Source organism: Streptomyces sp. NPDC001903 (assembly GCF_042891345.1).
Classification (GTDB): Bacteria; Actinomycetota; Actinomycetes; order Streptomycetales; family Streptomycetaceae; genus Streptomyces.
Map to the genome: position 1 here is coordinate 378,066 of NZ_JBIASZ010000005.1, position 23,023 is coordinate 401,088.

At 72.1% G+C, this 23,023-nt stretch carries 17 protein-coding genes; 15 read left to right on the forward strand and 2 right to left on the reverse strand.

The window, feature by feature from the left end:
* Nucleotides 1-79 precede the first annotated feature (79 nt).
* The 9 genes from ACFYZS_RS14285 to galE all read left to right on the forward strand — a co-directional run bounded on the left by ACFYZS_RS14285 (nucleotide 80) and on the right by galE (nucleotide 13,519).
* On the forward strand, nucleotides 80-2,005 hold the full coding sequence (locus ACFYZS_RS14285) for a TIGR03960 family B12-binding radical SAM protein (RefSeq protein ID WP_389011156.1): 1,926 nt from the start codon (nucleotides 80-82) through the stop codon (nucleotides 2,003-2,005).
* A gap of 69 nt (nucleotides 2,006-2,074) precedes the next feature.
* Nucleotides 2,075-3,046, forward strand: a complete 972-nt coding sequence (locus tag ACFYZS_RS14290; RefSeq protein WP_389011159.1) for a hypothetical protein — start codon at nucleotides 2,075-2,077, stop codon at nucleotides 3,044-3,046.
* Nucleotides 3,047-3,173: 127 nt separating this feature from the next.
* A complete protein-coding gene (locus ACFYZS_RS14295) occupies nucleotides 3,174-3,953 on the forward strand; it encodes a TIGR03936 family radical SAM-associated protein (protein WP_389011162.1) in 780 nt (259 codons plus the stop codon).
* Between the two features lie 234 nt (nucleotides 3,954-4,187).
* A complete protein-coding gene (locus tag ACFYZS_RS14300; protein ID WP_389011164.1) occupies nucleotides 4,188-8,252 on the forward strand; it encodes a ribonuclease E/G in 4,065 nt (1,354 codons plus the stop codon).
* Nucleotides 8,253-8,530: 278 nt separating this feature from the next.
* The gene (gene rplU / locus ACFYZS_RS14305) at nucleotides 8,531-8,851 is read left to right on the forward strand and encodes a 50S ribosomal protein L21 (RefSeq protein WP_030159347.1); all 321 of its coding nucleotides are present in this window, start codon (nucleotides 8,531-8,533) and stop codon (nucleotides 8,849-8,851) included.
* 13 nt (nucleotides 8,852-8,864) lie between these two features.
* Complete coding sequence (gene rpmA, locus ACFYZS_RS14310; RefSeq protein WP_030027134.1) at nucleotides 8,865-9,119, forward strand: 50S ribosomal protein L27; 255 nt, start codon at nucleotides 8,865-8,867, stop codon at nucleotides 9,117-9,119.
* Nucleotides 9,120-9,296: 177 nt separating this feature from the next.
* Nucleotides 9,297-10,742 carry a GTPase ObgE gene (obgE, locus tag ACFYZS_RS14315; protein ID WP_389011167.1) on the forward strand — a complete coding sequence of 482 codons (1,446 nt, stop codon included), beginning with the start codon at nucleotides 9,297-9,299 and terminating at the stop codon, nucleotides 10,740-10,742.
* A 76-nt stretch (nucleotides 10,743-10,818) separates the two neighbouring features.
* The gene (locus ACFYZS_RS14320; RefSeq protein ID WP_389011170.1) at nucleotides 10,819-12,438 is read left to right on the forward strand and encodes a glycosyltransferase family 2 protein; all 1,620 of its coding nucleotides are present in this window, start codon (nucleotides 10,819-10,821) and stop codon (nucleotides 12,436-12,438) included.
* Between the two features lie 79 nt (nucleotides 12,439-12,517).
* A complete protein-coding gene (galE, locus tag ACFYZS_RS14325; protein WP_389011173.1) occupies nucleotides 12,518-13,519 on the forward strand; it encodes a UDP-glucose 4-epimerase GalE in 1,002 nt (333 codons plus the stop codon).
* 87 nt (nucleotides 13,520-13,606) lie between these two features.
* Here galE and ACFYZS_RS14330 read toward each other — a convergent pair whose 3' ends face one another.
* Both ACFYZS_RS14330 and ACFYZS_RS14335 read right to left on the reverse strand, forming a co-directional pair.
* Nucleotides 13,607-14,755, reverse strand: a complete 1,149-nt coding sequence (locus ACFYZS_RS14330) for a glycosyltransferase (protein ID WP_389011176.1) — start codon at nucleotides 14,753-14,755, stop codon at nucleotides 13,607-13,609.
* Entirely contained in the window at nucleotides 14,752-17,625 is a 2,874-nt protein-coding gene (locus ACFYZS_RS14335) for a CDP-glycerol glycerophosphotransferase family protein (protein ID WP_389011179.1), read from the reverse strand. The genes ACFYZS_RS14330 and ACFYZS_RS14335 overlap by 4 nt, the downstream gene beginning before the upstream one ends.
* A gap of 158 nt (nucleotides 17,626-17,783) precedes the next feature.
* Between ACFYZS_RS14335 and ACFYZS_RS14340 the strand changes: the two genes are divergently transcribed.
* The 6 genes from ACFYZS_RS14340 (at nucleotide 17,784) to ACFYZS_RS14365 (ending at nucleotide 22,983) form a co-directional block, all read left to right on the forward strand.
* The gene (locus ACFYZS_RS14340; protein ID WP_389011182.1) at nucleotides 17,784-18,815 is read left to right on the forward strand and encodes a glycosyltransferase family 2 protein; all 1,032 of its coding nucleotides are present in this window, start codon (nucleotides 17,784-17,786) and stop codon (nucleotides 18,813-18,815) included.
* 3 nt (nucleotides 18,816-18,818) lie between these two features.
* Nucleotides 18,819-19,241 (forward strand): GtrA family protein, encoded by a 423-nt coding sequence (locus ACFYZS_RS14345; RefSeq protein WP_030159337.1) that lies wholly within the window; start codon nucleotides 18,819-18,821, stop codon nucleotides 19,239-19,241.
* A gap of 89 nt (nucleotides 19,242-19,330) precedes the next feature.
* Nucleotides 19,331-20,458 carry a glutamate 5-kinase gene (proB, locus tag ACFYZS_RS14350; protein ID WP_389011185.1) on the forward strand — a complete coding sequence of 376 codons (1,128 nt, stop codon included), beginning with the start codon at nucleotides 19,331-19,333 and terminating at the stop codon, nucleotides 20,456-20,458.
* Between the two features lie 61 nt (nucleotides 20,459-20,519).
* Nucleotides 20,520-20,939: a hypothetical protein gene (locus tag ACFYZS_RS14355; protein WP_078613336.1), complete on the forward strand. Its 420-nt coding sequence runs from the start codon at nucleotides 20,520-20,522 to the stop codon at nucleotides 20,937-20,939.
* 140 nt (nucleotides 20,940-21,079) lie between these two features.
* Entirely contained in the window at nucleotides 21,080-22,357 is a 1,278-nt protein-coding gene (locus ACFYZS_RS14360; RefSeq protein ID WP_389011189.1) for a glutamate-5-semialdehyde dehydrogenase, read from the forward strand.
* A 77-nt stretch (nucleotides 22,358-22,434) separates the two neighbouring features.
* On the forward strand, nucleotides 22,435-22,983 hold the full coding sequence (locus ACFYZS_RS14365; RefSeq protein WP_389011192.1) for a hypothetical protein: 549 nt from the start codon (nucleotides 22,435-22,437) through the stop codon (nucleotides 22,981-22,983).
* The last annotated feature ends 40 nt before the right edge of the window (nucleotides 22,984-23,023 follow it).

Here is a 23,023-nt window from a genome sequence, read left to right on the forward strand (position 1 = left end):
CCGCGATCACGGCGGCAGGAGGCGGCTGCGCCTCGGGTTACGCTTGAGAGTCGCCCCCTGCCCGCTTCACGAAAGTCGCGTGATGTCCGAGTCGGTCTTCCCACAGCTCGAAGCTCTGCTCCCGCATGTGCAGAAGCCCATCCAGTACGTCGGCGGTGAACTCAACTCCACCGTCAAGCCGTGGGATTCGTGCGACGTCCGGTGGGCGCTCATGTACCCGGACGCGTACGAGGTCGGGCTGCCCAACCAGGGCGTCATGATCCTGTACGAGGTGCTGAACGAGCGCGAGGGCGTGCTCGCCGAGCGCACCTACAGCGTGTGGCCGGACCTCGAAGAACTGATGCGCGAGCACAAGGTGCCGCAGTTCACCGTGGACAGCCACCGCCCCGTGGGCGCCTTCGACGTGTTCGGCCTGTCCTTCTCCACGGAGCTGGGCTACACGAACATGCTCACGGCGCTGGACCTGGCGGGCATCCCGCTGGAGGCCAAGAACCGTACGGTCGACCACCCCATCGTCCTCGCGGGCGGCCACGCGGCCTTCAACCCCGAGCCGATCGCGGAGTTCATCGACTGCGCGGTCATCGGCGACGGCGAGCAGGCCGTCCTCGACATGACCGAGATCATCCGCACGTGGAAGGCCGAGGGCCGTCCGGGCGGGCGCGAAGAGGTCCTCTTCCGCCTCGCCAAGACCGGTCAGGTCTACGTGCCGGGCTTCTACGACGTCGACTACCTGCCCGACGGGCGCATCGCGCGCGTCGCGCCGAACAAGTCGGGCGTCCCGTACCGCGTGTCCAAGCACACGGTCATGGACCTCGACGAGTGGCCCTACCCGAAGCAGCCGCTGGTCCCGCTCGCCGAGACCGTCCACGAGCGGATGTCCGTCGAGATCTTCCGCGGCTGCACCCGCGGCTGCCGCTTCTGCCAGGCCGGCATGATCACGCGCCCCGTGCGGGAGCGAAGCATCACCGGCATCGGCGAAATGGTGGAGAAGGGCCTCAAGGCGACGGGCTTCGAGGAGGTCGGCCTCCTCTCGCTGTCCTCCGCGGACCACACCGAGATCGCCGAGATCGCCAAGGGCCTCGCGGACCGCTACACGGACGACAAGGTGGGCCTGTCCCTGCCGTCGACCCGCGTGGACGCCTTCAACGTGGACCTGGCGAACGAGCTGACCCGCAACGGTCGCCGCTCCGGTCTGACCTTCGCCCCCGAGGGCGGCTCCGAGCGCATGCGCAAGGTCATCAACAAGATGGTCTCGGAAGAGGACCTGATCCGGACCGTGGCCACCGCCTACGGCAACGGCTGGCGCCAGGTCAAGCTGTACTTCATGTGCGGCCTGCCCACCGAGACCGACGAGGACGTGCTCCAGATCGGCGACATGGCGGTCAACGTCATCGCCAAGGGCCGCGAGGTCTCCGGCCAGAACGACATCCGCTGCACGGTCTCGATCGGCGGGTTCGTGCCGAAGCCGCACACCCCCTTCCAGTGGGCGCCGCAGCTGTCGGCCGAGGAGACCGACGCCCGCCTGGGCAAGCTCCGCGACAAGATCCGCGCCGACAAGAAGTACGGCCGCTCGATCGGCTTCCGCTACCACGACGGCAAGCCGGGCATCGTCGAGGGCCTGCTCTCGCGCGGTGACCGCCGCATCGGCGACGTCATCCGCGCCGTGTACGAGTCGGGCGGCCGCTTCGACGGCTGGCGCGAGCACTTCTCGTACGACCGCTGGATGGAGGCCGCGGAGAAGACGCTGCCGGCCTACGGCGTGGACGTGGCCTGGTACACGACCCGCGAGCGCACCTACGAGGAGGTCCTGCCCTGGGACCACCTGGACTCCGGTCTCGACAAGGACTGGCTCTGGGAGGACTGGCAGGACGCGCTCGACGAGACCGAGGTCGACGACTGCCGCTGGACCCCGTGCTTCGACTGCGGCGTCTGCCCCCAGATGGACACCCACATCCAGATCGGCCCCACGGGCAAGAAGCTCCTTCCCCTCACGGTCGTGAAGTGACGCGTAACCCTTGAGTCACAGGAGGCCCCCACCCGCAACGGGTGGGGGCCTCACTCGTGTCCTACGGGTATGGAACTCGACAAGCGGCCTCCCGGTGGCGGCGGCGAAGGATGCCTGGTGGGCGTCGTCCGGGTGCCCGTCAAGATCGTGGCGTTGATCGTCGTACTGCCCGTACGGGTGGTTTGGGATCTGCTCGTCGCGCTCGGGCAGGCCGCCCGGCGGCACGTGCTGGGGCCGTTCTCCGTGTACGTGCTGCAGCCCCTCCTGCGCGGGATCGGCCGGGTGCTGGCGGTGCTGCTCAAGCTGGTGTTCGTCTGGCCCTGGGTCGGGGCGTGGCGGTATCTGGTGCGGCCCGTGCACGCGTACCTGCTCGCTCCCGCCGGGCGCATGCTGCACGCGTACCTCCTGCGTCCGCTCGGTGAGGCGCTGGCCTGGGTGGGGCGCGGGGGGATGCGGTACCTGCTCGCCCCGCTCGCCAAGGCCGTGGCGTGGACCCTGTGGGCGCTGTGCATGACCCTGTTCGTCTGGCCCTGGGTGGGGCTGTGGCGGTACGTGCTCGCGCCCGTCGGGCGGGGCCTGGCCTGGCTGGGCGGGGTGTTCCACCGGTACGTGCTCACCCCGCTCGGGCAGGCACTGGCGTGGACCGGAGCCGTCCTCCACCGGTACCTGCTGCGCCCCGTCGGGCTGGGGCTGTACCGGTACGTGCTCGTGCCGCTCGGGCAGGTGCTCGTCTGGGCCTGGCACGTCGCCGGGCGGATCGTACGGGCCGTGTGGCGCGGGGTCCGGCTGGTCGGGTGGGTGCTCCTCGGGTGGCCCGCGACGCAGGTGTACCGGCACGTACTGACACCCGTCGGACATGTCGTACGGGAGGTGTGGCGTACCGTCCGCTCCACCGTCCGCGAGGTCCGGGCCGAGGTGCGAAAGGCGCTGTTCGGGGGCCCCGGCCGGGAACCGGCGAGGTCACGGGCGCGTACTCTGGGTAGTACGACAGCCGTGAGCAACACGCCCGCCCCCGAGCACTCCCTGCACGAGCAGGGGTGAGCCGAGAGGGCACGGCGTGGCCACCGGCTCACCGGACCTCAGGGCGACGCGCGAGCCGCGGAGCCCCGCACAAGGAGAAGAACCACTGGGCAAGCGACAGCCCGAAGGCCCGCCCCCCGCACCGGTGGTGCAGCGCATCCGACTGCGCTACACCAAGCGCGGCCGCCTCCGGTTCACCAGCCACCGAGACTTCCAGCGCGCGTTCGAACGGGCCCTGCGCCGCGCCGAGGTGCCCATGGCGTACTCGGCCGGCTTCACCCCGCACCCCCGCGTGTCGTACGCGAACGCCGCACCCACCGGCACCGGCAGCGAGGCCGAGTACCTGGAGATCGCCCTCGCAGAGCCCCGCGACCCGGAGAAGCTCCGCGAGCTGCTCGACGAATCGATGCCGGTCGGACTCGACATCACCGAGGCCGTCGAGGCCCGTACCTCCGGGCTCGCCGACCGGCTGACCGCCTCCGTGTGGGAGCTGCGCCTGGAGGGCGTGGAGAGCGCCGACGCACAGCGGGCGGTCGAGGCCTTCCTCGCCGCCGAGGCGGTGGAGGTGCAGCGCCGCACCAAGAACGGCATGCGCACCTTCGACACCCGGGGCGCGGTGGTCAGCCTCGAGGCGCTTCCTGCCCCGGTTGATAGGACGCCGGACAATGCCTGTGCGATACTGCGGCTGGTTGTTCGGCATCTGACACCTGCCGTGCGACCCGACGACGTCCTGTCCGGTCTCCAAGCTGTGGCCGACCTGGCGCCGCCGGTCCCCGCAGCGGTGACCAGGCTGGCGCAGGGGCTCTTCGACGAGGAGTCCGGCACGGTGACCGACCCGCTCGCGCCCGACCGCGAGGCTGTCACGGCCGCCCCACCCACGGCCGCCGTAGCAGCCGACGCGAAGGCGCCGGAAGGTCCCGCCGCGTAGGGATCGTCGTCGTCGCGCAGCCCTGGCACTCGGGAGCCACCTGGGTCGGGCCGCGCACAGACCTGAAGACTTCCGCCAGGCCGTACGACAACACGTACGGAACCGGCGGCCATGGACTACAGCTCCCGTGTGGCGAACGCGCCCCGGAGGCCGAATCCGCGCTGATCGGCGCGGATCCGTGCCGGACCGGAAGTCAGCCGCGGCGCCCGGGAGCGTGACGGGAGAACCGCCCGCATGCTCAACAACGAAACCAACAACACCACCGGTGGCGCCGACAGCGGCAGCCCGAGCGACAACCTGCCTCCGCGCAGGCGTCGCCGTGCCGCGTCGCGGCCCGCGGGACCGCCCGGCGCGACGGCCGTCGCCCCCGCCGCGGTGACCGAGACCGAGGCCGCTCCGGCCGCCCCCGCCGCCGAGGAGGCCGCTCCGGCCGCCGCCCCGGCCCGTACCCGCCGCCGCGCGACCCGCGCCGTGGCCGCCCCCGAGGCTCCCGCCGCCGAGGTCGTCGTTGAGCCCGCCGCTCCGGCCGCTCCGGCTGTCGAGGAGTCTGCTGCTCCGGCGCCGCGTGCCCGTCGTCGTGCCACGCGTGCCGTCGCCGCTCCGGAGGCTCCGGCCGCTGCTGCCGAGGTCGTGGCCGAGGCCGCCGCTCCGGCCGCTCCGGTCGTCGAGGAGTCTGCTGCTCCGGCGCCGCGTACCCGTCGTCGTGCCACGCGTGCCGTCGCCGCTCCGGAGGCTCCGGCCGCCGCTGCCGAGGTCGTGGCCGAGGCCGCCGCTCCGGCCGCTCCGGTCGTCGAGGAGTCTGCTGCTCCGGCGCCGCGTGCCCGTCGTCGTGCCACCCGCGCCGTCACCGCCCCCGAGGCTCCGGCCGCCGCCGAGGTCGTCGTAGAGGCCGCCGCTCCGGCCGCTCCGGCCGTCCCGGTCGTCGAGGAGTCCGCCGCTCCGGCCCCGCGTGCCCGCCGCCGCGCCACCCGCGCCGTCACCGCCCCCGAGGCGCCCGCCGCCGAGGTCGTCGTGGAGGAGCCCGCGCCGAAGGCCACCGTCACCGTCGCCGACGCCGTGGACTCCCCGAAGCGCGGCGGCCGCCGCCGCGCCACCCGCTCCGCCGCGTCCGCGGCCCCGGCCGCCCAGGCCGCTCCGGCCGCCGAGCCCGTGCAGCCCGCCGCCGAGGAGCCCGCCGCTCCCGCCCAGTCCAGGGCCGGCCGCCGCGCCGTGCGCCCCGCCGTCGCCGTGTTCCAGGCGCCGGTCTTCGCCGAGCCGATGTTCCAGACCCCGGAGACCGCCGCCATGGCCGCTGCGGCCGCCGCCGCGGCCGTCGAGGCCGAGGAGGCCGAGGAAGAGGAAGAGCTCGAAGTCGAGGCCGAGGTCGTCCAGGCCCCCGCCGCCCAGCCCGCCGGCCGCCGCCGTCGCCGCGGCCGCGGTGCCGTCGAGGCCGCCCCGGCCGCCGAGTCCGCGCCGGTCTCCCTGGCCGACGTGGAGCGCGTCGAGGACGAGGCCGAGGCCGCCGAGCTCGACGAGGAAGCCGCAGAGTTCGACGAGGGCGACGAGACGGGCGAGCGCCCCTCCCGCCGCCGCCGTCGCGGTGGCCGTCGCCGCCGCCGCGGTGAGGCCGCCGACCTGGACGAGTCCGCCGAGGACGAGGCCGAGGGCGTCGCCGAGCAGGAGGCGGAAGAGGAAGAGGCCGAGGAGGACGAGGAGACCGAGGCCCTCGGCTCCAGCTCCAGCCGTCGCCGCCGTCGCCGTCGCCGCCGCAGCGGTGACTCCGGTGCCGAGGGCGAAGCGGGCGAGGAGGACGGCGTACGCACCGTCGTCAAGGTCCGCGAGCCGCGCCCGGCCCGCGAGAAGGCCGAGCCGTCCGACGAGGTGCAGTCCATCAAGGGCTCGACCCGTCTGGAGGCGAAGAAGCAGCGCCGCCGCGAGGGCCGCGAGCAGGGCCGCCGCCGCGTCCCGATCATCACCGAGGCCGAGTTCCTGGCCCGCCGCGAGGCCGTCGAGCGCGTCATGGTCGTCCGCCAGGCCGGCGAGCGCACCCAGATCGGCGTCCTCGAGGACAACGTGCTCGTCGAGCACTACGTCAACAAGGAAGAAGCCACCTCGTACGTCGGCAACGTCTACCTGGGCAAGGTCCAGAACGTGCTGCCGTCGATGGAGGCCGCCTTCATCGACATCGGCAAGGGCCGCAACGCCGTCCTGTACGCCGGCGAGGTCAACTTCGAGGCGCTCGGCATGGCCAACGGGCCGCGCCGCATCGAGTCCGCCCTCAAGTCCGGCCAGTCGGTCCTGGTGCAGGTCACCAAGGACCCGATCGGCCACAAGGGCGCCCGCCTGACCAGCCAGGTCTCGCTGCCCGGCCGCTACCTGGTCTACGTGCCCGAGGGCTCGATGACCGGCATCAGCCGCAAGCTGCCCGACACCGAGCGCGCCCGCCTGAAGACCATCCTCAAGAAGATCGTCCCCGAGGACGCGGGCGTCATCGTGCGCACCGCCGCCGAGGGCGCGAGCGAGGACGAGCTGCGCCGCGACGTCGAGCGTCTGCAGGCCCAGTGGGAGGACATCCAGAAGAAGTCGAAGCAGATCTCGACCTCTTCGCCGAGCCTGCTGTACGGCGAGCCGGACATGACCGTCCGCGTCGTGCGCGACATCTTCAACGAGGACTTCTCGAAGGTCATCGTCAGCGGTGACACCGCCTGGGAGACCATCCACGGCTACGTGAACCACGTGGCCCCGGACCTGGCCGACCGGCTGTCGCGCTGGACCTCCGAGGTCGACGTCTTCGCGACGTACCGGATCGACGAGCAGCTCGCCAAGGCGCTCGACCGCAAGGTGTGGCTGCCCTCGGGCGGCTCCCTCGTGATCGACAAGACCGAGGCGATGATCGTCATCGACGTCAACACCGGCAAGTTCACCGGTCAGGGCGGCAACCTCGAAGAGACCGTCACCAGGAACAACCTGGAGGCGGCCGAGGAGATCGTGCGCCAGCTGCGGCTGCGCGACCTCGGCGGCATCGTCGTCATCGACTTCATCGACATGGTCCTGGAGTCCAACCGCGACCTGGTCCTGCGGCGGATGCTGGAGTGCCTGGGCCGCGACCGTACGAAGCACCAGGTCGCCGAGGTGACCTCGCTGGGCCTGGTCCAGATGACCCGCAAGCGGGTGGGCCAGGGCCTGCTGGAGTCCTTCTCCGAGACCTGCGTCCACTGCAACGGACGCGGTGTGATCGTGCACATGGAGACGCCGACCGTGGTCGGCGGCGGTGGCAACGGCAAGCGTGCCAAGCGTCGCGGCGGCCGCGGTCACGAGCACGACCACGAGATCGAGGGCGTCGAGACCGTCGAGGTCCTCGAAGCCGACACCGAGACCGAGGCCGAGGTGGCCGCCGAGCTCGCGGCGCCGGTGGCACTGCCCGAGCCGGCGTTCGTCGCGGACGAGGAGCTCTACAGCAGCCCGGCGGAGGCGGAGGCCGCGGCCGGCCTGAGCGGCCGTCGCAACCGCCGCCGTGCCACCCGCAAGGCGACCGCCCCGGCGGGCGCCCCGCGCGGTGCGGCCGCTCCGGCGCCGGCCCGCGAGGCCGAGCCCGTCGCCGCACCGGTGGCGGAGCCCGTCGTGGAGCCGGTCGTCGAGGCCGCCCCGGTGACCGAGCCGGCCGACACGGTGCTGGAGCCGGCCGCCGAGGTCGTCGCGGAGGCCGTGGAGGCCGCCGAGACGGCTCCGGCCGAGCCCAAGGGCCGTACCCGTCGCCGGGCGACCCGCAAGGCCACGGCCCCGGCCCCGGTGGCCGAGACCGCCGCCGAGCCGGAGTCCGCGCCGGAGCCGGCCGTCGCCGCCGAGCCGGAGCCCGAGGCTGTTGCCGAGGCGCCGGTCGCCGAGGCCCTTGTCGAGGAGGCCCCCGCAGTCGAGGCCCCCGCGGCCGAGGCCGCACCGGCCCGTCCGCGTCGCCGTGCCACCCGTAAGGCCACCGCACCCGCCGGCTCCCCGGCCGGCGCGGCGGAGGCCGCCGTGGTGGTCGTGGAGACCCCCGCCGCCGAGCCCGAGGCCGCTCCGGCCCCGGCCGAGGCAGCGGAGGCCCCCGAGGCAGAGGAGGCCGCCCCGGCCGAGAAGCCGGCCAAGAAGGCGGTCCGCAAGACGGCCGCCAAGAAGGCCCCGGCGAAGAAGGCCACCGCCGCCAAGAAGACGACGGCCGCCAAGAAGACCGTGGCCAAGAAGGCGACCGCCAAGAAGACCACGGCGAAGCGGGCGACGAAGAAGACCGCGGCGGCCGAGCAGCAGTCGCTGCCCTCCGTCTCGGCTCCGACCGAAGCCTGATCCGCCGCACGGCCCGTGGGCCCCGCCGAGAGGCGGGGCCCACGGCCTGCGCGGGCCCGGTTTGACCCTCCGGAACCGGCCCCGTAACCTAGACCGTCGGCATGTCCTAGATGGTTACGTCTAGTGCGCGTCGCGCTCCTGAGCACCTTCCTCCGGCCGGGCACCGCCCGCAGGAGAGGCCGCTCGTCCAATCCGGATCAGTTCGGGCCCCCCGCAAGAGGGGTCTGCCTGAGCGGCTGGCTTCAGGAGCATCCGTCCCGAGTGAGAGAGAGATCCGCGTGTACGCCATCGTGCGCAGCGGTGGTCGCCAGCACAAGGTTGCTGTTGGTGACATCGTTGAGGTTGACAAGATTTCCACTGCCAAGGTTGGCGACACGGTCGAGCTCTCGACCCTGCTCGTTGTCGACGGCGACGCCGTGACCAGCGACCCGTGGGTGCTGGCCGGGATCAAGGTCCAGGCCGAGATCGTGGACCACCACAAGGGCGCCAAGATCGACATCCTGCGCTACAAGAACAAGACCGGCTACCGCCGTCGCCAGGGTCACCGCCAGCAGTACACGGCGATCAAGGTCACCGGTATCCCCACGGCTGCGAAGTAAGAGGGACTGAGACATGGCACACAAGAAGGGCGCATCGTCCACCCGGAACGGGCGCGATTCCAACGCTCAGCGGCTCGGCGTGAAGCGCTTCGGCGGTCAGGTCGTTTCCGCCGGCGAGATCCTCGTCCGCCAGCGCGGCACCCACTTCCACCCGGGTTCGGGTGTCGGTCGTGGTGGCGACGACACGCTGTTCGCGCTGCAGGCCGGTGCCGTGCAGTTCGGCACGCACCGTGGCCGCAAGGTCGTCAACATCGTTCCGGCCGCCTGATCCAGCTCCTGCTGATCAGCGGTACGTAACTTCCCGAGGGCGGATCTCAACTCTTCCCGGCGCAAGCCGGGAAGAGAGGTCCGCCCTCGGTGCGTTGGCACATAGGAACGCTTAGGCACGTTTAATGGGCAGCAAGGCCTGCCCGGGACATTCCCGTATGTATCTGGAGGAACAACCATGACCACCTTCGTGGACCGCGTCGAGCTGCATGTCGCCGCGGGTAACGGGGGCCACGGCTGCGCCTCCGTTCACCGGGAGAAGTTCAAGCCGCTCGGCGGCCCCGACGGCGGCAACGGCGGCCGTGGCGGCGACGTCATCCTCGTGGTGGAGCAGGCGATCACCACCCTGCTGGACTACCACCACAGCCCCCACCGCAAGGCCACCAACGGCAAGCCCGGCGAGGGCGGCAACCGCTCCGGCAAGGACGGCCAGGACCTGATCCTGCCCGTGCCGGACGGCACCGTCGTCCTCGACAAGGAGGGCAACGTCCTCGCCGACCTCGTCGGCCAGGGCACCACGTACGTGGCCGCCGAGGGCGGCCGCGGCGGCCTCGGCAACGCCGCGCTGTCCTCCGCCCGCCGCAAGGCCCCCGGCTTCGCGCTCCTCGGCGTCCCCGGGACCACCGGCGACATCGTCCTGGAGCTCAAGACCGTCGCCGACGTGGCCCTCGTCGGCTTCCCGAGCGCCGGCAAGTCCTCGCTGATCTCGGTGCTCTCCGCGGCCAAGCCGAAGATCGCGGACTACCCCTTCACCACCCTGGTCCCGAACCTGGGCGTCGTCACCGCCGGCTCGACCGTCTACACGATCGCCGACGTCCCCGGCCTGATCCCGGGCGCCAGCCAGGGCAAGGGCCTCGGCCTGGAGTTCCTGCGCCACGTCGAGCGCTGCTCGGTCCTCGTGCACGTCCTGGACACCGCCACCCTGGAGTCCGACCGCGACCCGGTGGCCGACCTCGACGTGATCGAGGAGGAGCTCAAGATCTACGGCGGCGGCCTGGAGAAGCGCCCGCGCCTCGTCGTCCTCAACAAGGTCGACATCCCCGACGGCCAGGAGCTCGCCGACATGGTCCGCCCGGACCTGGAGGCCCGCGGCTACAAGGTCTTCGAGGTCTCCGCGGTCGCCCGTACCGGCCTCAAGGAGCTCTCCTACTTCCTCGCCGAGGTCGTCGCCAAGGCGCGCGCCCGCAAGCCGAAGGAGGAGGCGACCCGCATCGTCATCCGCCCGAAGGCCGTGGACGACACCGGCTTCACCGTCACCTACGACGAGGTCGAGGACGTCTACATCGTGCGCGGCGAGAAGCCGGAGCGCTGGGTCCGCCAGACCGACTTCAACAACGACGAGGCCGTGGGCTACCTGGCCGACCGCCTCAACCGCCTCGGTGTCGAGGACGCGCTGAAGAAGGCCGGCGCCCGCGCCGGCGACGGCGTGGCCATCGGCGCCGCCGACAACGCGGTCGTCTTCGACTGGGAGCCGACCGTGATGGCCGGCGCCGAGATGCTGGGCCGCCGCGGCGAGGACCACCGTCTGGACGCCCCGCGTCCGGCCACCACCCGCCGCAAGGACAAGGAAGCCCAGCGCGGGGACTCGGCGCAGAAGGAGTACGACGAGTTCCGGCCGTTCTGATCTGCTGCTTTGCCGCATCACTGCCCCGGACGGCGGAGTTGAAGTGATGTTTACCCCGGTCGCCTAGGATCCACGGGTGAGCAGCACCAACACTCCCAGCGTTTCCGTCGTGGTGATCGCGTACAACGACGCCGTGCTCGTGGGCGAGGCCGTATCCTCGGCGCTCGCCCAGGGCCCGGTCGTCGCCGAGGTGATCGCCGTGAACGACGCCTCGGCCGACGGCACCGCGCAGGTGCTGGACGAGCTGGCCGCCGTCCACCCCCGTCTGAAGGTCGTGCACCGCACGGAGAACAGCGGCGGCTGCGGCACCCCGCGCAACGACGGGATCGCGGCCGCGAGCTCCCCGTACGTCCTGTTCCTCGACAGTGACGACGTGCTGCCCCCGGGGGCGGCCGACGCCCTCGTGCGCGCCGCCGAGGAGCACCGCGCGCCGGTGACCGTCGGCGCGTGCGTCCGCCGCGAGCTGCCCCAGTACCACGACGTGCCGTGGATGCCCGGGCTGTACACCGCGGGCGACGTGATCGAGCGGCCCGCCGACCGGCCCGAGCTGGTCCGGGACACCCTCTGCGTCAACAAGCTGTACGAGCGGGCCTTCCTGGACAAGCATGCGATCCGCTTCCCCGACGGCCGGTTCACCTACGAGGACTTCGTCTTCACCGCGCGCGTCCTGGCCGCCGCCCCGCGCATCGCCGTCATCGGCGACCTCGTCTACGTCTGGCACGTGCGCCGCGACGCCGCCCAGGTGTCGATCTCCCTGGACCGCAAGGACGTCGGCAACTGGCGTTCCCGGATCGAGGCCCACCGCACGGCCCGCCGGATCATCACCGAGTCCTCGCCGGAGCTGGGCCTGGCCTGCCAGGTGAAGTTCCTGGAGTACGACCTGCGCATGTACCTGCGCGAGCTCGGCAAGGACCCCGGGTACCAGGCCGCCTGGTGGACGCTGACCCGCGACTACGTCGCCGGGTTCGACGAGGCCGCCGTCGCGGCCGCGGGGGCGCACGCCCGCTGGATCGTCCGGCTGCTGCGGGCCACCGCGACCCCGCCCGCCGACGTCGAGCGGCTCACCCGCTTCGCCGCCGAGCCGCCCCGGCTGCTGCCCCCGTACGCGACCGGCCCGGACGGGCGGCCCGTCTGGAGCGAGGAGCTCCCGGTGGAGCTGGACGGGTTGGCCGGGCTGCCGGTCGCCGAACTGCCCGTCAGCATCGATGCCGAACCGGTGGGCCCCGGCCGGGTCCGGATCCGGGTGCGCGAGCTGTACGGGCGCCTCGCCGAAGCCGGACCGCGCACCGCCCGGCTCAGCTTCGTACCCCGCTCGGGCGGACAGCCGGTCCAGGACCGGCCGGTGGAGCTCGGCCCCGCCGCCGACGGCGACGGCTGGACCGCCGAACTGCCGTTCCGGCTCACCGCGGTGGCCGCCGCGGGGCGCCGCCAGGGCCGCCGCGGCATGCAGGCGTGGGGTGTCCAGGTGGGCGTGGAGTTCGCCGACGGCAGCTCCCTGGTCACCTCCCCGCGCCCCCTCGATGCCCTCCTGCACCGCCGCGCCCTGCCGAGCAGCAGGTACGGTGTTCTGCTGGCGCAGCCGTTCCGTACGGGCGGGGGATCACTGGCTCTGCGGCTCGCGCCCGGTGCCGCGGGTGCGCTGAGCCTCGTACGCAACCGTCTCCACCGGGCCCGGGCAGGCCGCGGATCGGAGTGAAGACAGCCGGCGGCCGTCAGGCCGCCTGAGATTTCGGACAGGACTCCGGACCCGCTCCGGGGACCCCAGGGAGATACGCATGACTTTTCTGATCACTGGTGGCGCCGGCTACATCGGCTCCCACGTCGTCCGCGCGATGGTCGCCGCAGGTGAGAGCGTCGTCGTCTACGACGACCTCTCCACGGGTAACGAGGACCGCGTCCCGGAGGGCGTCCCGCTGGTGATCGGCACGGTCCTGGACCGGTTGAACCTGGACGAGACCCTCCGGCGGTACAAGATCACCGGCGTGGTGCACCTGGCCGGCAAGAAGCAGGTCGGCGAGTCCGTCGAGAAGCCGCTGTACTACTACCACGAGAACGTGGAGGGCCTCCAGGTCCTGCTGGGCGCGGTGGCCGCGGCCGGCGTGCGCAACTTCCTCTTCTCCTCCTCCGCCTCCGTGTACGGCATGCCCGACGTGGAGCTCGTCACCGAGGAGACCCCCTGCGCGCCGCTGAGCCCGTACGGCGAGACCAAGCTCGCCGGCGAGTGGCTGGTCCGCGCCGCCGGCAAGGCGCACGGCATCTCCACCGCCTGCCTGCGCTACTTCAACGTGGCGGGCGCGGCCGCCCCCGAGCTCGCGGACACCGGGGTCTTCAACCTGGTCCCGATGGTCTTCGAGCGCTTCGACAAGGGCGAGGGCGCCCGGATCTTCGGCGACGACTACCCGACCCCGGACGGCACCTGCATCCGCGACTACATCCACGTCGAGGACCTCGCCGAGGCCCACGTGGTGGCGGCCCGCAAGCTCGTCGAGTGGGGCGCGACCGGGGAGTACAAGGACCTCACCGTCAACATCGGCCGCGGCGAGGGCGTCTCCGTGCGGGAGATGGCGCAGCTGCTGAACGAGGGCACCGGGCACACGCACGAGCCCGTCGTCGTCCCGCGCCGCCCCGGTGACCCGGCGAAGGTCGTGGCCTCGGCCGACAAGATCGCGGCCGAGCTGGGCTGGAAGGCCAAGCACGACGTCCGCGAGATGATCACCTCGGCCTGGGCGGGCTGGGAGGCCAACCGCAAGGGTGAAGTGCAGCACGTCGAGCGCTGATCAGCCGTACGTACGAAGCCGCCCGCCCCGGATGCGTTCCGGGGCGGGCGGCTTCTTCGTACCTGCGGCGGCTCGGCGCTCCAGGGCTCAGCGTTCCAAGAACGTGAACAGCTCTTCCCAGCGGTCGGTGATCTCGGCGCTGGAGTACCGCTGCACGCTGCGGAAGGCGTTGTCGCCGAGCCGGTCGCGCAGTTCGCGGTCCGACATCAGCACGTCGAGGTGCCCGGCCAGCTCCATCGTGTTGCCCAGCCGGGCCAGCAGTCCGTCCTCGCCGTGCGCCACGATCTCCCGTACGCCCGGCGCGCAGTCGAAAGCGGCCACCGGCACGCCCGCGGCCATCGCCTCCAGCAGTGTGATCGGGAAGCCCTCGGCCCGCGAGGCCTGCGCGAACACCGAGGCCCCGCGCAGCGCGCCCAGCACGTCGTCGGTGCTGCCCATCCACTCCACGGAGTCGGTCAGCCCGAGCCCGGCGGCGTGCGCCCGCAGCGCCGGCTCCTCGACGCCCGCCCCGTAGATCCGCAGGACCCAGTCGGGGTGGTGCGGGGCGGCGTCGGCCCACGCGTCGAGCAGCAGGTCCACGCCCTTCTCGAAGGCGAGGCGGCCGACGCTGGCGACGACCTTCCCCGTGCGCGGCGCGGGGGAGTCCGGCATGAACGGCAGCGGGTTCGGCATGCTGCCCACGTTCTCCATGCCGGCCCGGATCCACAGGTCCGCGTCCTCCGGCGTCAGCACCAGCAGCCGGTCGACCTCCCGGTAGTGGCGCCGGACCCGCTCCGCGCGGGTGGACTTCTGGCTGGCCTCGAACGACTCGTGGCTCATGCCGATGACGCTGAGCCCCTTGGTGTCGGCGAGGGCCACCCACTCCATCGCCCAGACCTGGGTGACGATCACGACGGCCCCGGGGCCGGCCGCGCGGAAGAGCTCGTTCAGCTCCTCCGCCTTGGCCCGCATCAAGGCCCGCCGGGCCGCCTGGCGGCGCCGCTCGGGGGCATTGAGCCTGCCCTTGATCCCGCGCAGGCGGCGGGCCCCCGGCGGGTGGGCGTCGTACAGGGTGGTCATCGCGTACGGCAGGTCCTGCGGCAGCTTCTGCCGGATCTCCTCGGCGACCGGGGCGATGCCGACGATGTGCACCCGGTGCCCGCGGTCGGTGAGCAGCCCGGCCATCTGGTGCGACCAGGTGGTCACGCCGCCGAGCTCGTCGACGCTGTTGGAGACGATGAAGATGTCCCGGCTCACTTGCCGCTCCCGGTGAAGAACTTCTCGACGATCTGGCGGGAGGCGTCCCCGCGGTCGTACTCGCCGAACTCGGTGAGGAAACGCTGGCGCGCCTCGGCGTACTTGGCGTCCGCCTCGTCGAAGGCGGCCAGCGCCTGGAGGAGTTCGTCGGCCGTGGCCACGACCGGACCGGGCGCCTTCTCCTTCAGGTCGAAGTACGTGCCGCGGATGTCCGTCGCGTACTTCTCGTAGTCGTACGCGAAGAACAGCATCGGCCGGTCCAGGACCGAGTAGTCGAACATCACGGACGAGTAGTCGGTGATCAGCCCGTCGGCGAGCGCCAGCAGCGGGGTGATGTCGTGGTGCCGGGACACGTCGATGACCCGGCCCGCGACCGACGGCGGCAGCGAGACGCTGTTGAGGTAGTGGGTGCGCACCAGCAGCGTGAAGCGGTCGCCGAGCCGCTCGGCGAACTCCTCCACGTCGAAGGGGAACTCGAAGCCCTCCACCGCTCCGTCCGCGGTCGCCCGGAAGGTCGGCGCGTACAGCAGCACCTTCGTCTGCGGGTCGATGCCCAGCTCGGCCGCGAGCGGCCCGCGCACCCGCTCCCCGCTCTGCGCCTCGGCGCGGTGCGCCTCGACCAGGGCGTCGTTGCGCGGGTAGCCGGTGCGCAGCAGCACCTCGTCGCGCAGCCGGAAGCCCTTGGCCAGGGTGCGGGCGTCGTGCTCGGAGCGGATCAGGAAGTGGTCGAAGCGGTTGACGGCCGCCTGGAACTTGTCCTGGCCGGCCTTGCCCTGCGCCTTGGTGCGGGGCTCGTGGAAGCCCATGCGCTTGAGCGCGGAGCCGTGCCAGGTCTGGATGTACGTGGTTCCCGCGCGCTTGGTCAGGGCCAGGGGGAAGCCCTGGTTGTCGACCCAGAACTCGGCCTGCGCCAGCGCGCGCAGGTACGGCCAGCTCCAGCGGCGCACCAGGGTGGCGTCCTTGGGGAAGCCGGTGGGCTTGCCGCCCGCGTACGACCAGATCGCCTCGAACGGGACGCCCTGGCGGACCATCTCCTCGTAGATCGCCTTCGGGCTGTCGCTGTACTGCTTGCCCATGTGGCTCTCGAAGACGACCGTGCCCTTCTTGATCGGCAGCTTCGAGAAGACCTCGTGGTAGACCCTGACCTTCTGCTCGCCCGAGCCGAGGTTGCGGCGGGCCCGCAGGGCCTTGCGCAGGCCCCGCTTGACCACGCCCGCGGCCTTGCCGTGCATCGCGCTGCTGATCAGCGTCTGCGTGCGGACGGCGGCGGCGCCCTCGGCGGTCAGGACGTAGGAGAGGTTCCCCTTCTTGGTGACCTCCGGCTCGAAGCGGTCCGAGACCAGCCGGGTCAGCCGCGGGCGCACGCGCAGGCGGGCCGCCGACTCCAGGTCGACCCCGCCGACGGAGACGCGGGTGGTGAGGCGGGTGCCGCCCGCGTTCAGCTTCAGGCGGACGTCCCAGACGGCGTCGATGATGCCGAGGGGGCGGACGGTGCCGGCGATGTCGGCCGTGGCGGTCCACTCGATCGTGTCACCGGCGTGCCGCACGGTTGTCACCGGGAAGCTGAAGGACCGTACGCCGATCTGCCGGCGGGCCCGGAACTCCAGCGTGGCCGTCAGCTCCGCGTCCGGGCTGATCCGGCCCAGCGGGTTCACCACGGCGCCCGAGAGCGTGACGGTGCCGCGCCCGTCGTCCTCGTACGAGGTCAGCCGGTTGCCCAGCGCGAGCGAGGAGAGCGGGGCGGTGTGGAAGCCCTGCTCGGTGACGTCCAGTATCCGGCGGGCCTCGTCGTCCTCGTCGAGGTGCGCGGCGCACCAGTAGACGCGGCCGTCGCGCTCGGCCAGCGGCGAGGACAGCCGGCCCTTGTTGGTCATGGCGTCGGCGGCCGGGAGCAGGTTGTCCCAGTCCTCCTTGCCCAGCAGGTAGGCGCAGATCGCCTGGAGGTACGTGACGTGCTCGTACGCGGCCGGGTCGATGCCGGCCAGGTAGCCGTTGGCGAGCCGGGCGAACTCCTGGCGGTAGGCGTCGCCCAGCAGGGGCAGGTCGCGCAGGTGCAGCACCAGGTCGTGCTTGAGGAACTTGGCGTCCTTGGCGGACTTGATGTCCGTGTGCCCCTTGGAGGCCAGCAGCTCGTCGACGCGGCGGTGGATCTCCATCCGGTGGACGAAGTTCGCGATCTCGTGGCGCCGGTTGCTGATGGACTTCGCCGCGGCCTTCTCGACCACGTTCCAGTAGTAGACGTGGTTGGGGATCAGCGTGATGCGGCGGGCGGCGACGTAGGCCTGCGCGGAGAAGAGCAGGTCCTCGTAGTGGATGCCGACCGGGAACTCCAGGCCCTGCTCCAGCAGGAACGCGCGCCGGTAGCACTTGTTCGTGGAGAGGGTGTCGTAGACCAGCAGGTCGGGATCCTCGGTGATCGACTCCAGCGTGCGGGTGCGCGAGTAGATCCAGGGGTACCACTCGGTGGTCTTGCCCCACCTGTTGTCGAGGTGCACGCGCACGCACATGCCGGAGACCAGGTCGGAACCGGTCCGCTCGGCCGCGGCCAGCATGTTCCGGCAGGCGTTTCGTTCCAGCACGTCGTCACTGTCCAGGAACATGACGTACGTGCCGGTCGCCTGCCGGATGCCGTGGTTGCGCGGGGCACCGCAGCCGCCGCTGTTCTCCGGCAGCCGGAAGGCGCGCACTCTCCCCGGGTGCGCGGCTTCGAGCTCCTGGGCGACCGCGTACGACCGGTCCTTGCTGCAGTCGTCGACGATCACGACTTCGACCCCGTGCAGGGTCTGGTCCAAAACCGACTGGACGGCTGTCGGCAGACGCTCTGCGTCGTTGTAGACGATGACGACCACGGAGACGTCAGGCACGTGCACCTCGATCCCTTTGTTCCATTCCGCTTAACCCGTCAAAGCTACCGTGTGCCGCGCTCGGATCCGGCAGGCCGACCCCCGGCGTGCATACTTCTAAGGAAGAGGTGTGTGGCGGGTCCGGTCGCCGACAATCACCCGTTCGGACCCAGCAGGAAGTGTTCATGACGAAGCTGTCCGTAGTAGTCCCTTGCTACAACGAAGAAGCCGTGATCGACAGCTTCGACCTGGAGATCCGCAGGGTCCTGGACTCCCTGCCCGTCGAGTACGAGGTCTGCTACGTCGACGACGGCAGCCGCGACGGCACCCTCGCCAAGCTCCGCAAGATCGCCGCCGAGCACGGGGACCGGACCCGGTACGTCTCCTTCAGCCGCAACTTCGGCAAGGAGGCCGGCATGCTCGCCGGCCTGCGCGAGGCCACCGGCGACGCGGTCGTGATCATGGACGCCGACCTCCAGCACCCGCCGGAGCTCATCGCCACCATGCTCGACTACTACCGCCAGGGCCACGACCAGATCATCGCCCGCCGCACCCGCGAAGGCGACAAGAAGGTCCGCTCCGCGCTCAGCCGCCTCTACTACCGCGGCGTCAACCGCTGGGTCGACGTGGAGCTCACCGACGGCGTCGGCGACTTCCGCCTGCTGTCCCGGCCGGCCGTGGACGCGCTGCTGTCCCTGCCCGAGTACAACCGCTTCTCCAAGGGCCTCTTCTCCTGGATCGGCTTCGACACCGTCCACTTCGACTACCGCAACGCCCAGCGCGAGGCCGGCGAGACGAAGTGGAAGTTCGGCTCCCTGCTGAACTACGCCATGGACGGGCTGATCTCCTTCAACAACCGGCCGCTGCGGATCGGGATCTGGGCGGGCGTGTCGCTGGTGGCGCTGACCGTCCTGTACGCCGTGTACATCGCCGTGATGGCCATGACCAACGGGGTCACCGCCCCCGGTTACGTCACCCTCGTCGCGATCATCACCGGCATCGGCGGCGTTCAGATGATCATGCTGGGCCTGATCGGCGAGTACATCGGGCGCATCTACTACGAGACCAAGCGCCGCCCGCACTTCCTGGTGAAGGAGGCGCACGGCGCGGACCCGCAGGGCCGGCCCGACGCCGCCGGGGTCCACAGCCCCGCCCGCGAGCGCGGCGGCCTGTCCGCCGGGCGCCCGACGGTCTCCGCCGAGCGCGAGGTGCGCTGAACCATGCGCAGCCAGCTCGGCCAGATCCTCCGCTTCGGCCTCGTCGGGGCCGTCAACACCGGCACCTTCTTCGCCATCTACCTGCTGCTGCACCCGTGGATGCCGTACTTCCTGGCCTACACCCTCGCCTTCCTGCTGGCGATGGTCGGCTCGTTCTTCATGAACACGTACTTCACCTACCGGACCAAGCCCACCTGGAAGAAATTCCTCCTCTTCCCGCTGACGAACATCACGAACTACGTGATCCAGTCCGCCGGGCTCTACGCCCTGGTGACCTGGGCCGGGCTCGACACCCGGATCGCGCCGCTCGTCGCCGCCGTCGTGGCCATCCCGTTCACCTACCTGCTGTCGCGCAAGATCCTCGTCCCGGGCGCGGCCGCCGCGGCCGAGGACCCGGAGCCGGCCCGCAGCGGCTCCGGGGCCTGAGTCCACCGGCTGAAACCCCTGCGCGGGCGCGCCGCGCCACCCCGTAGATTGAGGTGGCAGACGTACCGGCAAGGGGCAAGGGGACAGACGTGTCAGCGGCTAGGCAAGGTGTCGTGGACGCCCGCAGGATCGTGGTCAAGGTCGGATCCTCCTCCCTGACCACCGCGGCGGGCGGACTCGACGCCGACCGGGTGGACGCCCTGGTCGACGTACTGGCCAAGGCGCGCAGCGGCGGCGAGAAGGAGATCGTCCTCGTCTCCAGCGGGGCCATCGCCGCCGGACTCTCCCCGCTCGGCCTGCGCCGCCGCCCGACCGACCTGGCCCGCCAGCAGGCCGCCGCCAGCGTCGGCCAGGGGCTGCTGGTGGCCCGGTACACGGCCTCCTTCGCCCGGTACGGGGTCCGCGTCGGGCAGGTGCTGCTGACCAGCGACGACACCAGCCGGCGCGCCCACTACCGCAACGCGTACCGGACCCTGGACCAGCTCCTGGCCATGGGCGCCCTGCCCGTGGTCAACGAGAACGACACCGTCGCCACCGACGAGATCCGCTTCGGCGACAACGACCGGCTCGCGGCCCTCGTCGCCCACCTGGTCCGCGCCGACCTCCTCGTTCTCCTGTCCGACGTCGACGGCCTCTACGACGGCGACCCGTCGCTGCCCGGCACCACCCGCATCGACGAGGTGCGCGGCCCCGAGGACATCGCCCACGTGTCGATCGGCAGCGCCGGCAAGGCGGGCGTCGGCACCGGAGGCATGGTCACCAAGGTCGAGGCGGCCCGGATCGCGGCCGCGGCCGGCATCCCCGTCGTCCTCACCTCCGCGAGCCAGGCGGCCGACGCCCTGGCCGGCCGGATCACCGGTACGCACTTCCACGCCACGGGCCGGCGCTCGGCGGACCGGCTGCTGTGGCTCCAGCACGCCTCGACCCCGCAGGGGCACCTGGTCCTGGACGAGGGCGCCGTACGGGCGGTGACCGAGCGCGGAAGCTCGCTGCTGCCCGCCGGGATCGCGGCCGTCGAGGGCGATTTCGTCGCCGGCGACCCGGTGGAACTGCGCGGGCCCGACGGCCGCGCCGTGGCCCGCGGGCTGGTCAACTTCGACGCCAAGGAACTCCCGCAGCTGCTGGGCCGCTCCACCAGGGAGCTGGCGAAGGAACTCGGCCCGGCGTACGAGCGCGAGGTCGTACACCGCGACGATCTGGTCCTGCTGGAGGGCTGAGGTTCGGTAAAACCGACGCGCGGCGGGCCGTGGACTGGTCAACTGTGAGGGGCGGACAGGCATGGCGCAGACAGGAGGCGGGCTGGTGAGACGAGCGCTGACCAGCATCAGCGGCGGCGGGGACGGCGAGCAGGACGAAGCCTCCCGCCTCTGGCACGTCACCCTGAGCGTCTCCGGCAAGCCGGCGCCGCTGTCGGAGGTCCGGCGGGGCCTGGAGCAGCTGGCGCACGACCACCCCTTCCTCCTGACCAGCCGGTACGCCGACGACCACGCGGAGATCCGGTACTGGGAGGAGGCCCGCGACCTCCACGACGCCGCGGCCGTCGCCCTGCGCCTGTGGGGCGAACACCGCTCCTCGGCGCAGCTCCCCCCGTGGGAGATCGTCGGCCTGGAGGTCATCGACCGCGCGACCTACCACCTCCGCGTGGCCGAGGGCTACGGCCCGCCCCCGGCCCACCCGGTGGGCGTGCACCCCTACTAGACGCGGCCCTCGCGCCGCTTCGCCGGCTTCGGCCCGCTGCGCCGGTGGCGGGGCGGGGTCACGGGTCGTACCCGGGCCGGGGCGTCTCGCGGGGTGGAACCCCGTCGGGCCGGGCAGGGCCGGGGACTACCCTGGGCGGCATGACCTCGCTCGACGCCCCCGTCTCGCCCGTGATCGCCACCGCGCAAGCGGCCCGTACCGCCGCCGCGGCCATCGCCCCCCTCCCGCGGTCCGCCAAGGACACCGCGCTGCTGGCCATCGCGGACGCGCTGGTGGCCCGTACGGCCGAGATCGTCGAGGCCAACGCCGCGGACATCGCGAAGGCCCGCGAGGCCGGCACCAGCGAGACGGTCATCGACCGCCTCACCCTCACCCCCGACCGCGTCGCGGCCATCGCCTCCGACGTCCGGGACGTCGCCGCCCTCCCCGACCCGGTCGGCGAGGTCGTCCGCGGCTCGACCCTCCCCAACGGGATCGACCTGCGCCAGATCCGCGTCCCGCTCGGCGTCGTCGGCATCATCTACGAGGCCCGCCCCAACGTCACCGTCGACGCCGCGGCCCTCTGCCTCAAGTCGGGCAACGCCGTCCTGCTGCGCGGCAGCTCCTCCGCCTACGCCTCCAACACCGCCCTCGTGGCCATCCTCCGGGACGCCATCGCCGAGGCCGGCCTCCCGGCCGACGCGATCCAGCTCGTCCCCGGCGAGTCCCGCGACTCCGTCCGCGAGCTGATGCGCGCCCGCGGCCTCGTCGACGTGCTCATCCCGCGCGGCGGTGCCTCGCTCATCAAGACCGTCGTCGAGGAGTCCATCGTCCCGGTCATCGAGACCGGTACCGGCAACTGCCACGTCTACGTGGACGCCCAGGCCGACCTCGACATGGCCGTGGACATCCTCGTCAACTCCAAGGCGCAGCGGCCCTCGGTCTGCAACTCCGCCGAGACCCTCCTCGTCCACCGCGACATCGCCGACGCGTTCCTGCCGCGCGCCCTCGACGCCCTCGCCGAGGCCGGCGTGACCGTCCACGGCGACGAGCGGGTCCTCGCGGCCGCCGAGCACTCCAAGGCCACGGCGCTGCCCGCCACCGACGAGGACTGGGCCGCCGAGTACCTCTCGTACGACATCGCCGCCGGGGTCGTGGACTCCCTCGACGACGCCGTCGCCCACATCCGCCGCTGGACCTCCGGCCACACCGAGGCGATCGTCACCACCTCGCAGGCCGCCGCCCGCCGCTTCACCCAGCTGGTCGACTCGACCACGGTCGCCGTGAACGCGTCCACCCGGTTCACCGACGGTGGCCAGTTCGGCTTCGGCGCCGAGATCGGGATCTCCACCCAGAAGCTGCACGCCCGGGGCCCCATGGGCCTTCCGGAGCTGACCTCCACCAAGTACATCGTCACCGGCGACGGTCACGTCCGGTAGTCGGACCCCGCACACCGGGTGGCCGGATTTCGGCTCACACCCTGCCCAAAGCGGTCCCCCCGGTCTAGGCTGGTGCTGTGCCGGACGACGTGGGGGGCAAGTTCCCGGACGACGGGGACCCCGACAACGACGACCGCGGAGGCGCGGATCAGAACTTCGCCTCCGTGGTGTTCGACGAGGACTTCGTCCGGAGCGCCGAGATCCATGAGCCGAGCGCCGCGGAGCGCCAGCGGGCCGCGGACCGGGCGCGCGCGGAGGCCGAAGCCGCCCGAGCCGTAGCCGGCGGCTGGACCTCCGACGACGACTACGACGGCTACGGCTACGGCCGCCCCGACGGGTACGGCATCGACGAACCCGGCTGGGACCACGGCCCCGGCTACGCGGAGGGCCCGTACGGGGCCTACGGCGGCGCCCTGCGGCCCTACCGGGGCCGCTCGCCCTGGCTGCGCCCGGTCGCCTGGGTGCTCGCCTTCGTGATGGGCCTCGGCATGGTCGCCCTGGCTTTCAGCGCCGTCTACCGCAGCGCGTCGAGCGACGCGGACCACGCGCCCGCGCCCGCCACCACCCCGCTCACCGAAGTCACCGGCGCCGGAGCGTTTACGCACCCCGTCGGCCGCCAACCCTGAAGGTACGACCCCACTCGCGTTCGCCGGAGCTGGGGGCTTC